General features: G+C 56.8%; 15 protein-coding genes. 10 read left to right on the top strand and 5 right to left on the bottom strand.

Translation table 11 applies throughout. The features are described 5' to 3' along the window. Positions 1–13: 13 nt before the first annotated feature. Positions 14–847, top strand: a complete 834-nt coding sequence (locus VO84_RS13985) for a carboxypeptidase regulatory-like domain-containing protein (RefSeq protein ID WP_058188209.1) — start codon at positions 14–16, stop codon at positions 845–847. Between the two features lie 90 nt (positions 848–937). Here VO84_RS13985 and VO84_RS13980 read toward each other — a convergent pair whose 3' ends face one another. The 3 genes from VO84_RS13980 to VO84_RS13970 form a co-directional block, all read right to left on the bottom strand. Next, complete coding sequence (locus VO84_RS13980; protein ID WP_058188208.1) at positions 938–1,372, bottom strand: TA system VapC family ribonuclease toxin; 435 nt, start codon at positions 1,370–1,372, stop codon at positions 938–940. After that, on the bottom strand, positions 1,365–1,634 hold the full coding sequence (locus VO84_RS13975) for a hypothetical protein (RefSeq protein WP_058188207.1): 270 nt from the start codon (positions 1,632–1,634) through the stop codon (positions 1,365–1,367). Before VO84_RS13975 ends, VO84_RS13980 begins: the two co-directional genes overlap by 8 nt. 190 nt (positions 1,635–1,824) lie before the next feature. Further along, entirely contained in the window at positions 1,825–2,811 is a 987-nt protein-coding gene (locus VO84_RS13970) for an SDR family NAD(P)-dependent oxidoreductase (RefSeq protein WP_058188206.1), read from the bottom strand. A gap of 116 nt (positions 2,812–2,927) precedes the next feature. On the opposite strand from VO84_RS13970, the gene VO84_RS13965 reads away from it, so the two are divergent. The 6 genes from VO84_RS13965 (at position 2,928) to VO84_RS23350 (ending at position 8,778) form a co-directional block, all read left to right on the top strand. After that, complete coding sequence (locus VO84_RS13965; protein ID WP_058188205.1) at positions 2,928–3,509, top strand: TetR/AcrR family transcriptional regulator; 582 nt, start codon at positions 2,928–2,930, stop codon at positions 3,507–3,509. Between the two features lie 112 nt (positions 3,510–3,621). Further along, on the top strand, positions 3,622–5,055 hold the full coding sequence (locus VO84_RS13960; protein ID WP_058188204.1) for a hypothetical protein: 1,434 nt from the start codon (positions 3,622–3,624) through the stop codon (positions 5,053–5,055). 67 nt (positions 5,056–5,122) lie between these two features. Further along, positions 5,123–5,443, top strand: coding sequence for a helix-turn-helix domain-containing protein (locus tag VO84_RS13955; protein WP_058188203.1), 321 nt, complete (start codon positions 5,123–5,125; stop codon positions 5,441–5,443). 322 nt (positions 5,444–5,765) lie between these two features. Next, on the top strand, positions 5,766–6,956 hold the full coding sequence (locus tag VO84_RS13950) for a hypothetical protein (RefSeq protein ID WP_157439887.1): 1,191 nt from the start codon (positions 5,766–5,768) through the stop codon (positions 6,954–6,956). Positions 6,957–7,748: 792 nt separating this feature from the next. Beyond that, on the top strand, positions 7,749–8,384 hold the full coding sequence (locus VO84_RS13940; protein WP_058188200.1) for a type II toxin-antitoxin system HicB family antitoxin: 636 nt from the start codon (positions 7,749–7,751) through the stop codon (positions 8,382–8,384). Then, positions 8,317–8,778, top strand: coding sequence for a protein-export chaperone SecB (locus VO84_RS23350; RefSeq protein ID WP_082661974.1), 462 nt, complete (start codon positions 8,317–8,319; stop codon positions 8,776–8,778). The genes VO84_RS13940 and VO84_RS23350 overlap by 68 nt, the downstream gene beginning before the upstream one ends. Positions 8,779–8,884: 106 nt before the next feature. Here the strand turns inward: VO84_RS23350 and VO84_RS13930 are convergent, their stop codons facing one another. Further along, positions 8,885–10,948, bottom strand: coding sequence for a 30S ribosomal protein S1 (locus VO84_RS13930; protein ID WP_058188198.1), 2,064 nt, complete (start codon positions 10,946–10,948; stop codon positions 8,885–8,887). A 449-nt stretch (positions 10,949–11,397) separates the two neighbouring features. Between VO84_RS13930 and VO84_RS13925 the strand changes: the two genes are divergently transcribed. Then, positions 11,398–11,964 carry an HIT family protein gene (locus tag VO84_RS13925; RefSeq protein ID WP_058188197.1) on the top strand — a complete coding sequence of 189 codons (567 nt, stop codon included), beginning with the start codon at positions 11,398–11,400 and terminating at the stop codon, positions 11,962–11,964. On the opposite strand, the gene VO84_RS13920 is transcribed toward VO84_RS13925, so the two are convergent. After that, positions 11,961–12,602, bottom strand: a complete 642-nt coding sequence (locus tag VO84_RS13920) for a TetR/AcrR family transcriptional regulator (protein WP_058188196.1) — start codon at positions 12,600–12,602, stop codon at positions 11,961–11,963. The genes VO84_RS13925 and VO84_RS13920 overlap by 4 nt on opposite strands. 87 nt (positions 12,603–12,689) lie before the next feature. Here VO84_RS13920 and VO84_RS13915 point away from each other — a divergent pair, with 87 nt between their 5' ends. Then, positions 12,690–13,583, top strand: coding sequence for an aldo/keto reductase family oxidoreductase (locus tag VO84_RS13915; protein WP_058188195.1), 894 nt, complete (start codon positions 12,690–12,692; stop codon positions 13,581–13,583). Positions 13,584–13,643: 60 nt separating this feature from the next. Then, a complete protein-coding gene (locus tag VO84_RS13910; protein WP_058188194.1) occupies positions 13,644–14,072 on the top strand; it encodes a hypothetical protein in 429 nt (142 codons plus the stop codon). Positions 14,073–14,075: the final 3 nt, after the last annotated feature.

The following is a 14,075-nucleotide window of genomic DNA, read 5'->3' as shown; positions in this document are numbered from 1 at the left end:
AGGAGGGTCGACAATGGGCGAGACAGCTGAGCCACCTGCCACTGACGGTGGGGCAAAAGGCGGAAATAAGTGGGCCTTGTATGTCGCGATTGTGACCGTGTTGGGAGGAATCACCGTAGCTTTTATCAATCGGCCCCACGCGAAACCTGAAGCTGAAAAACAGGTGTCGATCGACGGGAGAATTACGGATGGAAATGGCCCGGTCATTAGCGCTCAGGTCACAATCGACCAGGCAGGTACAGGAACAATTCAAGTCATCAGCCGGTCAGGGGGCGATTTTCATGCCGATCACATCACTGCAACTCCACTTACGTTGTCTGTTCAAGCGAATGGTCATCTGCCGCACTCTGAAGATGTGAACCCTTCGGAAGGCAGCTTCCGGTTTCTTGACATCAAACTTGAACCGAGTGAAGTTCCGCTTCAAAATGCTCATGCGACCCATTCAGCAACGGCGAATGCGCAACTTATCAAGCTTGTTCTTGAATTCGATTACCGGGTAGACGACGCGCAGAGGACTCAGAAGCTTCTTGCTGACGCGGTGAGGAGTCATTCTGATCAGGTTTCGCTGATCGATCATATCGGGTATCTCTGGTATGGCCAGCAAGACCGTGGCCCTACAGCACCGGAATTCAAAGATGTTACGTGGTTAGAGATTGTTTCGCAGATCCAACTGAATGGTGTGGTTAAGGATTCGCAGGAATTAGAGGACGCCATTCTTGCTATTCGCGACGAAGCGTTTCGAGCGCAAGATCAGAGATCATGGGATCCGAAATTACTGCAGACGCACCTTGACGTACTTAAGAGATATAGTTCGAGAGTTCTTCACCCTGCGATTGGGGATAAATGAAGGCTACGCGGAAAAGAGTGAGTGGGGCGCCCAAATTCATAGCCGGGCCACCCACCGTCCAAATTTGTGATTGGGAAATTACCAACCCGCTTATTTGGCTTGCAGTAGCAGCACGTGCTTTTCGAATTCGTCGCCGGCCAGATGCATGATGCCCCGATCCAGCGTGACCAGAATCAGGTTTTCTTCGATGGCCAAGCCTAGAAGGTAGGCATCGGTCACTTGTTTAGTGCCGTAGAGACGCTTGAAGAAGCGGCTGCAGAGAGTGTCCCAGTCGGAGCGGATGGGGATGTAGTGGTAGCCCGGGTGCTTTTTGAAACTGGCAAGAGACTCCGTGGCCTGAGCGACGGTGTGTTGCCCCGGACGGGAGGCGATGCGGAGATAACCTGCTTCCGTAAAGGCACAGATTGCCCATTTGAGCCGCGGAGTCCGGTAGAACCAATCTTTCGCAATCTGGTGATACGAGTGATTCATGGACAATAGAGCCAGCAGAACATTTACATCGAGAAGAAATGTGTCTTTAGGCAAAATCGTCCTCCGGATCGTCCTCCGAAAGCTCCTTCACCATCTCCGGGGTGATGGGATGGCCGGTGGCGGGAAGTTCCAGATAGCCGTATTCGTTACGCACCAGCCTGGGTGAGGGCACTAGGGTCTGCTGTGTGTTCTCGGCTTTGCGGAGGAGTTCGCTGATGGCCTTGCCGAGTGGGATGCCGTTGGCCCGGGCATAGGCGTAAGCAAAGTCGTAGGCGTGCGGTTCGAGATTGACGTTGGTGCGGATTGAGGTGGCCATAATGCAATTATGCACCGAATTATATTTATGCGCGTATTATTATTTATGCGCAGCTTGGACTCAGAGGAAGAAGAACGCTAAGATGCTGCTGCTTAATTGAGCTGGTAGTTATCCCACCCATGCGTGATAAAGCTGCGCATGGGTGGGAACACCCAAATTTGTGGGGGAACGGTGAGAGCTTACTGCTCGTTTAGAAGGTTTCGCCGACCATCTGCTCGCTCTTTTTCCAGAGAGCTTCGGCGTTGGCGGGGTCGAGAGCGTAGCTGCGCACGCCTTCGCTGACAGCAGTGATGACTGCATCATCCGACACCAGCGGGCCGACACCGCAGTTTTCACAATACTTTCCGCCGATCTCCTCCGCGGGAGCGACGACGGCGGCCCAGACCGAGGTTGCCGCGCCCTGCGGAATGGTCTTGAACTGGAACGGTCCTTTGCCTTCCGCCGCGAGTCCCTCATTGATCTGCGTAATCATCTTTTCAAGCCAGCCGGGGCTTGTGCTCTCGAGATGGCGGCCGAGCTCGGTCTGGATGCCGCCGGGATGCACGGCTGTGGCGCGAACTCCGCGGGCGCGATGGCGTGCGTCAAAGGCTATGGCGAAGAGAATGTTTGCGGTCTTCGAGCGGCCATAGGAGATGAAGGGCTCATACTGCGTGTGCTCGAAGTTCGGGTCGTTGAGGTCAACGTTTGAGAAGCGGTGGCCGGAGGAGGCGAGGCTTACGAAACGTCCGCCATCGCGGATGAGCTTTGCAATGCGGTTGACGAAGACGAAGTGGCCCAGGTGGTTGGTGCCGAACTGAGTCTCAAAGCCATCCTTGGTGTGGCCGAAGGGCGCGGCCATGACTCCGGCGTTGGCGATGACGATATCGAAGAGCTCGCCTTTGGCTATGAGCGCATCGGCTGCGGCGCGGATGCTGGCGAGGTCGGCGAGATCGAGCTGGATGAGCTCGAAGCTGCCGCCATTAGCTGACGCGGCTTTGCGAACTTCTTCGGTTGCGGCTTCGGCTTTCTTGAGATCGCGGGCTGCGCCTACGACATGGGCTCCATGTGCGGCGAGCGAGCGGGCGGTTTCGACGCCGATGCCTGCGGAGACGCCGGTGACCAGAATCCGCTTGCCTTTGAGGTCCACTCCGGAGAGAACTTCGTCGGTGGTTGAGGTTGCTCCAAACTTGTCTGCCATTTACTTATCTCCTGCGCAGGGGTTGACGTGCGCTTGAACTGCGAATAAAACGGAGAGTGTCTCCGTATAAGAGGTAGATAACCGGAGAGTGTCTCCGGTTGCAAATTTTCTGTGAAATGACTGTGAAAAAATCCAAACCCGCTGCTCGCACGCTGCGCGCCGACGCGCTGCGGAACCGCGAGCGGATTCTGGCGGCAGCGAAGGCTGGCTTTACGAAGAACGGCGCGGACGCCAGCCTTGACGAGATAGCACGGCGAGCCAAAGTGGGCGCGGGCACGCTCTATCGGCATTTCCCCACGCGGGAGGCACTGCTGGAGGCCGTCTATCAGACGGAAGTGGAGAAGCTGGCCGCCGTGCAACGCGAATTTTCCAAGACCATGGAGCCGGTGGAGGCTCTGCGGGCGTGGATGCTGCTGTTTGTGGACTACATTGCCGCCAAGCAGATTATTGCGCCCGCGCTGTACACGCTGCTGGGCGCATCGCCGAAGGTCTTTCAATCCACTGGCGGCCTGGTTACCAGAGCGATCGAAGCGCTGGTGGCGGGTGCGGTTGCAAGCGGGGAGATTCGGGCCGATATCAACGCGATGGATCTGCTGCGCGCGGTGTATGGCGTTTCATCCGTTGCGTCCGCGCCGGACTGGCCGCAGAGAGCCAAGCGGCTGGTGGATATTTTGATTCATGGGTCGCGAGTGCGCTAAGGATGCTGGCTGATTGGGCTTGTGGTTATGACACCCAAATTCATGACTAGGGCACTTGCCGCTATTCCGATAGCATGAAGTTCGACATTTTACGACTGGAGTCTCCTTGAACATGAACCGTCGTCATTTCCTCTTTCTTTCATTGGCAGGAGCTGCGCAACTGGCTCGTGGGGTGACGTCTGCCCGCGCCGAACCCGACCTGAAGAAAGTGCAGATTGTGATGGGAGAGGAACGGCTGGGGCTAGTGCCAGTGGACTACACGGGGCTAAGTTACGAGTCCCCGCAGCTCTACAACCCCGCTTACTTCTCCGAAGCCAACACAAGTCTGGTGAAGGCCTTCCGCAAGCTGAGCTCGCACGGAGTGTTGCGCCTGGGCGGCAACTTGAGTGATGTGACCCGGTGGAAGGGACCGAATGGGGATTTTTCCACGCCGAAGCAGACTGCCGGCATTGAGTACGGTAAGACCTACTGGGAGTGGAAGCTGACCGACCCTAGTGTTCGAGCGAACAAGGATGGTGCGATCACGCCGGAAGCGATTCGAAACCTGGGCCGTTTTCTCCATGCGACGGGTTGGAAGCTGATTTATGGCTTGAACTTCGGATGCGGTTCGCCTGAGCGCGCTGCCGAGGAGGCCATGTACGTTACGCAGGAGGCGGGTGACCGCCTTCTGGCCTTTCAGGTGGGCAATGAAGCTGACTTCTTTGGAGGCCGGCCGCTCTTCCGGCAGAAGCCGTATCAATTCGATCAGTACTTTCAGGAGTACAAGGAGTTTGTCGATGCGGTGCGCGCCAAGGTTCCGCGGGCTCCCTTTGCGGGACCGGATACGGCCACCAATATGGATTGGGTTGATCGCTTTGGCCAGCGCGTGGGCACCTCAGCTGTGATGCTTTCCAGCCACTTTTACGCAATGGGGCCGGCAAAGGACCCCAGCATGGATACAGCCTTTCTGCTCTCCCACAACAAGAGGCTCGACCAGCAGATCCAACAGGCGAAACAGGCTGTTGGCCACTCTGACGGCTTGCGCTTCCGGATGACGGAGGGTAACTCCTGCTTTGGAGGAGGAAAGCCGGGTGTCAGTGACGCATTCGCATCCGCTTTGTGGGGGGCAGATTACATGCTGACGTGTGCTGCGGGAGGATATTGCGGGGTAAACCTGCACGGCGGCGGTGATGGCCTCTATGCTCCCATTGCGGTTGGAGAAAATCTCTCGACGGAGTTACGACCGCTCTACTTCGGCATGCAGTTCGCCGAGCAGTTCGCGGGATGGGAGCTTCAGAGTTGCGCCGTTGTCGGAGAGGCAAATCTCACAGCGTGGCTCGCTCACAAGGGTAAAGAGCGTCAGCTGGCTTTGATCAACAAGGATGGAGCGCCGGTGGAGGTGCAACTCAAGGGAGCCATCGGCGCGCATGGCGCCGGCCATACCATGCGCCTGAGCGGGCCCGGACTCGATGCGAAAGATGGAGTTACGTTTGCTGAGGTGAAAGCGCCATCGGGAAGCGCCTTTTCGATTGATGGTTATACGGCGTTGCTGCTTCGTTGGCAATGAATTGATTCCGGGATCGAGACGCGATGGGACGCACGTTGCCCGGATTGGAAAAGAGAAGAGGTAAATCATGCCACGCAATGTTGAGGAAATTATCCAGAGCCTACCGGCAAGCCGCCGGCGCAGGATTGAGAAGCGCGCAGCCGAGCTGATTGCCGAGGAGATGACATTGAAGGAGCTGCGCCGGGCGCGGGCCATGACGCAGGTGCGGCTGGCAAAGAATCTCGGCGTGGCGCAGAAGCAGATTTCGGAGATTGAGAAGCGAACTGATATGCACATTTCGACGCTGCGGCGGTCGATTGAGGCGATGGGTGGAAAGCTTTCGCTGGTTGCCGAGTTTCCGGATCGGGAGCCGGTTGTGTTGGCGGGGATTGCTTCGCTGGATGCTTGATGGGTGAGGATGCCGGGAAGTTGGCGGGAGTGCTATCCCAGGTCCTCAACTGCAAGGACCCTTCGGCTGCGCTCAGGGCAGGCTCTGGGGCACCCGGGTTCTGGTGATGGAATGAACGGGGTAAGAGCTGGGCCACCCGCGCTTTGCATTTCCTGAATGGCGTGCTACGATTCCGCTGAATTCCTCTCCTCTAGTTCCTGTATTTCTAATTTTGTGAGGCTATCTCATGGGTCGCAAGTGCCTTTCCGTGCGTGGGATTACCGTGTGTTTCTGCATAAGCGCCTGCTGGCTGATCATAGCCAGTTTTGCAACTGCTGACGCGATGCCAACAGAAGTTGGGCCGGCCCTGTATGTGCAGCAAGCTGGTGGCAACACGGCGGAAGCTGCTTCTGCAAATGCAGCGGAGCGAAAGAAGATGCCCTCCGGTGCTTACCCCGTCGTCGACCCGGCAGCAGGCATTGAGCTTTCCGAAACTGACTATCAGCTTGCACTGCTTTATTTACGCACTACCCCTACTGCACTCAGCGATCCACGGATGTTCAGGTCTTACATTGAGCTGGTCACTTGCGGAGATCACAAAACTGCAACACAGATGCAAAACGAATTTGATGGTGCTCAGATATCGGCGTTTTACCGGGACAATGTATCTGCAATTCTTGCGAATGTTCCATCCCGCATTCGCGTAGGAGTGCAGATTGCGCTGGATCAGTACGATTTCGCAAGCAGCAGTTTTCCAATTGTTGTGCACGGACTACCGCAGATGCTTACAGGACTCCATCCGGACGCGCGCGGTGGTGGGCATGCGACGCAAGGTCTTTCAATCGACTATGCAGACTTTGCGGGGAGAACTGTGAAAATAACGCATTGTCCGACTGCAATTCCGCTGGACTTTACATTGCGACCAACAAACAAGCTAAACCAATCTACGCTTGTATATGAAGTCGCCTTTAGTCCGATTGCACTTGATAGGGTGAAGATGGACCAGACTGCCGCGCGAGAGTACATTGAGCAGCATCCGGGCCGTGCAGCTTACGTCGTTCTGAACCTGGAGATCTCCGGGGATGGCACGAAATTCTTTCAGGGACCGAACTATCCTGTGGTGGTATTTTCAAGCCGCGTCACCGGCATGTCCATCTATGACTCCTATCCGATGGGCAAGGAGATTGCCAAGATTGATCTCAGCACGGCCACCGGAAAAGCGGCTGAGACGGGGACCGCTGGTTCCATTTCCGGCGCGGCTGGTGTGCAGCCATCGCCAGTCGTGTCTGCGGGGCAAGCAAATCCTGTCTCAGCGGGCAGCTCCGCGCTTCCTGTGCCGGTTGTTCACGATGGTGTCGCGGGGAAGGTTCTTTCAAAATTTCTGGAGAAATGCTCGGCGGGCGATTCGAAGGGGTGCGAGATGGCCGGCTACGATCTTGAGAATGGCTACGGGGCGGATAAAGATCCGCAGGCTGCGAAAGCTTATTATGCGAAGGCCTGCTCGATGGGGCGTAAGGGCGATTGTGGTAAGTAGCTTTATCCCACCCATGCGCGATGAAGCTGCGCATGGATGGGGCACCCAAATTTATGGCTGGACCACCCGCCCTGATTGCTGAGTTTCCGGACCGGGAGCCGGTTGTGTTGGCGGGGATTGCTTCGCTGGATGCTTGATGGGCCGGTGGGAAATGCGGATTCTGTAGACGGCAGACGTGTGGCGTGGAATGTTGGTGGGAGTGCTATCCCAGGTCCTCAACTGCAAGGACCTGGGGCACCCGAGTTTTGTGGTGGAATGAACAAGGTAAGACCTGGGCCACCCGCCGAAGAATAGCCTGTTTGCTTATTTTTGATACTATATGTAGTATCAAAAATAAGCAAGAGTTGGAATCGGACTCGACTGGATTAAAAACCTACAGGCCGTACTGTCTATATAAAAGGTGACAAGACGATATCACCTGTAGTATTGTTCTCTGCTGTAGGCAGTATCAATCGGAGATCGGCACGGAGGAGGGATCATGACAAATAGGGGAAACTTTCTAGTGGAACTGAGGCGAGAACGCAAATGGCGTCTACTGCAAAGATTCAGGAAAGAATCGCTGACATAGTCGGTCGACCGTATAATGTGCGGTTTGAAGAAATCAAGTGGGTAATGGACCAATTGGGCGCTTCTGAGCGTTCAACTAAACACACGCGTATGTTCACGCTGCCAGGACACAGGTTCACGGTCAACGAACACAGCAATGGAAAATCTACAGTTCCCAAATACTCAGTCGATAACTTCAGGAATCTGATGATCGAATTGGGTCTGTATGACTGAATCGAGTTAAGTATGGCGAAGACAATTGAAGAGTATCTTGCCCTTCCTTACACAATCGTATTGCGCAGGGATGTTAAGGACGAGATTTTTGTAGCGCGCGTGGAAGAACTACCCGGATGTTCAGCACATGGAAATACTGAACCTGAGGCCCTTTCAAACCTGCGAGATAGCATGCAGCTTTGGATTGAGGATTGCATCGAATCTGGCGATGCGGTTCCTGAGCCCTTCGAAGAGATCGAACTACCGAGCGGCAAATGGCTTCAACGAGTACCGCGCTCTCTACATCTTAAGCTGATTCATTTAGCGAAGAATGAAGGCGTAAGCCTTAATCAATTTGTTACTGCGGTGCTAGCAGAAGCCGCCGGAGATAAAGCCGCGCGACACGACAAAGGCGTCTCAGCTGCTCTGATTACGATTGGAAGTATCGATCCGTGGTTCATCGATTCTCGGAACGAACCGATCGAGTGGGAAGCGCATACTGACTCAGCGCTTGATCGCCGTAAGCGAGATCATGGTATTCGCTCGCTCCTAAGTAAACATCATGCAGCAGACTCGAACTTAACTAGAAGAGGGCTAAAAAGTGGCGACAAGGAAGAAACTCACGGAAACTGGAACACCACCCAGCCGCTCGAACTCGTTGGTCGATAGGCTAGACCTTTTCGCGATTGGGCTAGATTCCATAAGTGCGAACCTTGACCGATCCAACTATGCAAAAGCGTACTATTCAAAAGGTAAAGATCATCTCAAGCGTAGCTTCGACAGCAGGTACGAGGTGTCGAAATATAGCAAAGAACACTTCGACGTCACAGCTACTCTATCTCTACGGATTAATGTCGTTGAATCTGAAAAACCTATTCTCGCGTTGGACGTCAAAGTTTCTGGCCACTTTCATCCTACGAAAAGTATGTCCCGAAATGAAGCAGATGGATTTGCGGGGGCTGAGGCTAAGCTAATTTTCTGGCCTTACCTTCGACAAATAGTATCTGACACAACAGCTCGAATGCATATAGGAACGATTACTCTACCTCTGATCGTGAGTTAGCATTGCCTGCTTGTGCTAATTGTTAAACTAGTATGGAATGCTCGCTGTAAAACACAACTACCACCCCGGAGGGTGGCAGTTGTCGTTTGTGGAACTGAGAGTGAAGTTACTCGCTCTTCTTCCAGTTGATGAGGTCGCCGAGGGTGGTGGTGGAGCTGGAGACGGGGGCCTTGTGGGCGCTCTCCTTGTAGCTCTCTACGGCCTGGCGGCTGGCTTCGTGGCCGATGGAACGCAGGCTGAGGCCTACCTTCTTTTCTTCCACGTTGATCTTGATGATCTTGAACTCGTGCTCGTCGCCCTGATCCATCTTGGCCGGCGTGCCGCTGTCATCTACAGCTTCTGAGATGTGGCAGAGGCCTTCGACTCCGTCCGCGATTTCAACGAATGCGCCGAACTGCGCGGTGCGGAGCACCTTGCCGTGGACGACATCGCCGACGCGGTGGGTGGCGAAGAAGCTCTCCCAGACATCGGGCTGAAGCTGCTTGATGCCGAGTGAGAGGCGGCGATTCTGCGGCTCGACGCCGAGAACGACTGCCTTGACCTTTTCACCCTTCTTGACGACTTCAGACGGGTGCTTGACGCGCTTGGTCCAGCTCAGGTTCGAGACATGGACGAGTCCGTCAATGCCGTCTTCGATCTCAATGAAGGCACCGAAGTCAGTAAGGTTGCGAACGCGGCCTTCCACGATGGTTCCGGCCGGGTAACGCTCCGTGAGGTGCTCCCAGGGGTTCTCGAGGAGCTGCTTCATGCCGAGCGAGATGCGGCGGTCACTGGGGTTGACGGCGAGGACGACAGTTTCGACTTCGTCGCCGGCCTTGACCAGCTTGGAGGGGTGCTTGAGACGCTTGGACCAGGTCATCTCAGAGAGGTGAACGAGGCCTTCGATTCCCTGCTCGAGCTCGACGAACGCACCGTAGTCAGTGACCGAGAGAACGCGGCCGCGGACGTGTGCGCCGACGGGGTAACGCTCGGTGGCATCGAGCCACGGATCAGGCGTGAGCTGCTTGAAGCCGAGCGAGACGCGCTGCTTGTCTTTGTCGAACTTGAGGACCTTGACCTGGATCTCGTCGCTGACGTTGACCAGATCGCGGGGGTGCGTGAGGCGGCCCCAGCTCATGTCCGTGATATGCAGCAGGCCGTCAATGCCGCCGAGATCGACGAATGCGCCGTAATCGGTGAGGTTCTTGACGGTGCCGGTGAGGATCGCGCCCTCGTCGAGGTTCTCAAGGGTAAGGCCGCGCTTGGCTGCGACTTCCTCTTCGAGGATCTCCTTGCGGGAGACGACGACGTTGCCGCGCTTCTTGTTGAGCTTGATGACGCGGACTTCGATCTGCTGGCCGAGATAGCCGTCGAGGTTGCGAACGGGGCGAATCTCAAGCTGCGAACCGGGGAGGAAGGCCTTGATGCCGATATCGACAGTCAGGCCACCCTTGACGCGGCTGACGACAGTTCCGATAACCGGAGTCTTGTCGTTGGCTGCCTTCTCGATGGAATCCCAGACGCGGAGGCGCTGCGCCTTCTCGTAGCTGACTAGATAACCGCCCTCCGGCTCCTCACGCTCGATGACCACTTCGATGACATCGCCGGCGGTGAACTTGACCGTGCCGGTGTGATCGGTGACCTGCTCGATTGGCACGAGGCCCTCAGACTTGAGGCCCACGTCGACCACGAGATGCTTTTCCGTCTGCTTGAGGACTGTGCCTGAGACGACTTTGTCGCCGTAGGCTTCAACCGCAGCGGCTTCAGCAGCCTGCTCGCGCTCAAAGGCCTCAAGAGCCGCGGAGAAGTCATCCATCGACTCACCGTGCTCGTGGAACTCACTATGCTCTGCTTCAGCTTCCGCGGCATACGCTTCCGCAGCGGGTGCTTCTGCGACATGCGCTTCTGCAACTGACGCTTCCGCCTCATGCACAGGTGCCGGGGTCGAAATCGCGACCGGGGCTTCCACTTCCGGGGCCTCTACTGCAGAGGCTTCAACTTCAGGGGTGGCAGCTACGGGTTGTGGTGCGGCATCGGCGTCCAGCGCAGGGGCTGTGATTTCTTCGGGCTCGGGTGTGGACGTGGATTCGTGGGACGGCTGTTCCAGCTCCGTCTCAGGCTCAAGGACAGGGGTTTCAAGTTCGGTGTTCAGGGTTATGCTCTCGGTTTCGGGATTGAGGACGTTTGCCATCACTGCTAGCTCCAGGAATTACGCACCGGCGCAAGCCGGCCTTCGCTTCCTGCTATCGCGCGGCCACATCCACCGGAAGTCCGCATGGCATAGTCCTTGTCATGGGCGGGTGATCCGGGGGTACCGTTTGACGAGCCCCGCTGGGGACTGCGAACGGCTCGTCTCCGTGAGGGTTTCCGACGTAGGATTTTGCGCTCGTTTCGGAGCGCTCCCAAGTCGGTTTCCGCGCAGGAAGCTACATAGATAAGTGTAGCTTTATGGGAAGCCTGAGTCAATTCGGGACTATTCCGGATGGTGGAGCCGGTGAAGGACCGGAAATACCGGGGCAATTCCCGCGAAATGTTGGGGATTGAGGAATGTGTGGCGGGACGGCGGGACTGGCGCGGAGAAAAAAATCCTGTAAAAGTTGAGGGCGAGCCTGACGCGGGGCTGCCTATACTACTCAAGCAATGGACATTTTGTGGACTCCCTGGCGGTATAGCTACATTACGGGCGCTGATAGAACGGCGAAGCCGGGCGTGCCGGCGAAGCTGGCGGCGTGGCCGGGCGACAAGGGCTGCGTTTTCTGCAACCTGCTGGCCGCGGTGGATTATGCGATTGAGCATGGGATGGACCGCGACGAGGCTGAGGCAGCCGGGGGGATTGTGTATCGCGGCGAGCGATGCTTTGTATGCCTGAATGCGTTTCCGTATGCGAGCGGGCATGTGATGGTGATGCCTTACGAGCATCTGAACCGGCTTGCCGCAATGCCGGTGGAGGCTGCGCACGAGCTGGTGGAGCTGGCGCAGCGGACGGAGCGGGTTCTGGAGGCGACGTACCGGCCGCATGGGCTGAATTTCGGGCTGAACCTGGGCGAGGCGGCAGGAGCGGGCGTGGCGGGACACCTGCATCTGCACGCGCTGCCACGCTGGGTGGGCGATACGAATTTCATGACCGTGACGGGCGAGACGCGGGTGATTCCTGAGTCGCTGGAGATTACGTGGAAGCGGTTGCGCGAGGGATTTGCGGCGAGCTAGGCCGCTGTTGATGCGGAGCAGGCCTGGACGTAGACTTCTGCGAGGAAGAGCAGCTCCTGCCGCATTGCCGGGAAGTGTTTTTCCGGCGCGGGAGATTCCAGGAGCTTGCGGCTGACGCCGGTCATCATGCTTTGCAGCATGGAGGCAATCATTTCCGGTTCCCTTGTCAGCGGCTCAGGTGCGGTTTCAAGCATCGCGACGATTTCTTTGAGCGCGCGCTTGCTGGTTTGTTGCGCTATTCTCCATCCGTCAACATCCGAGCTGACTGCATAGAGCGCCGCGCTTACCTTCGGGTCGCGCATCTTGGCCGCGAAGAATGCGTCGATGAGGGCTGGGACCATCTTTGCGATGGGTTTTCCGCGCTGCTCACTGCAGACCTTCCGGATGGTTTCCGCAATTTCATCCATGTGCTGACGCAAGGTAGCTTGCAGGAGCGCGCTTTTGTTGGGGAAGTATTGATAGAGGGTTCCGACGGAGGCTCCGGCGCGTTCTGCAACGCGCGTGGTGGTGAGGCGCTCTTTGCCTTCTTTGAGCAAAAGCTGAATGGTGGCTTCAAGAATGGCTTCGACCGTGGCGGAAGAACGCTGCTGGACGGGCGATTTACGCGGGGTTAGCGAGGGTGCGACTGCGCCTGGCAAATGCGAACTCCAAACCTGAAGTTTCCTTCATCTAAGGATTGTACGCGGATGTGAAGGCGAAAATCTTCCGCGCGTTTGAGGAGAGAGATGACTGAAGCGAATCTGAAATCAGAAAAATTGGGCGGAACGTTTACGTTTCCGGGCACGGAGTTTACGGTGAATCGCCTGGGTTATGGCGCGATGCAGCTGGCGGGGCGCGATGGCGCGAAGCTGGTGTGGGGTGCGCCAAAGGATGTGCCGGGCGCGCTGGCAGTGCTGCGCGAGGCGGTTGAGGCCGGTGTGAACCATATCGACACGAGCGATTTCTACGGGCCGCATGTGACGAACCAGATTATCAAGCAGGCGCTGCATCCGTATCCGGAGAAGCTGGTGATTGTGACCAAGGTTGGTGCGAAGCGTGGGCCGAATGGCGAGTGGCCTCATGCACGATCCGCACAGGATGTGACGGATGCGGTGCATGACAATCTGCGCAATCTTGGGCTGGATGCGCTGGATGTGGTGAATCTGCGGCTGGGTGGGTTTTCGGGGCCGGAGGATGAGCCATTTGAAGAGCCACTGACGGCGCTGGTGAAGCTGAAGGAGCAGGGCAAGATCAAACACATTGGCATGAGCACGGTGAGCGCAGCGCAGGTGGCTGAGGCGCAGAAGATTACGCCGATTGTGTGCGTGCAGAACTTCTATAACGTGGCACAGCGCGGGGATGATGCGTTTGTCGATGCGCTCGCCGGCCAGGGCATAGCGTATGTGCCGTACTTTCCGCTGGGTGGATTTTCGCCGCTGCAGTCGGGCAAGCTGGATGAGATTGCGGCGGCACTTGGCGTAACGCCGATGCAGGTGGCGCTGGCGTGGCTGCTGCATCGCTCGCCGAATATTCTGCTGATTCCGGGGACTTCGTCAGTGGGGCATCTGCGCGAAAATCTGAAGGCTGCGGAGCTGGAGCTTTCGGCGGAGACGCTGGCGGAGCTGGATTCGATTGGCTGACGTGTTGTGTGGATCGTTGTGTATCATTCCTCCACGGATTTCCCCTGGAGACTGAACACAATGAAGCGTATTTTCCTTCTCTTCTCAGTGTGCGCGGTGCTGCTTGCAGCAGTTGCCGCGCGCGGTACCTTTGCTGCGACGAAGACCAACGCGACCGATATTACGGGCACCTGGGCCGGCGACCTGACGACTCCGGATGGCAACGGCTTTACGCTGACCTACACCTTTAAAGTGGATGGCGCGAAGTTGACAGGAAGCGTGCAGGGACCGCAGGGCGATCCGCTGAACCTGGACAACGGCAAGGTGGATGGCGACAAGTTCAGCTTTGATGTGAGCTTTAATAACATGACGATCAACAACGAAGGCACCGTGAATGCGGATGACACGATCAAGCTGAGCACGAAGGCCAGCGATGGAAGCTTTCCGCCGGGCGAGTTGACGCTGAAGCGGGTGAAGGTGGATGCGCCTGCGCCGAAGCCGACGATGTAATTG

Source organism: Occallatibacter gabretensis, assembly GCF_001449115.1.
Lineage (GTDB): Bacteria > Acidobacteriota > Terriglobia > Terriglobales > Acidobacteriaceae > Telmatobacter > Telmatobacter gabretensis.
The sequence above is the reverse complement of the archived record's forward strand: the minus strand, read 5'-3'. Positions and strand labels throughout refer to the sequence as shown.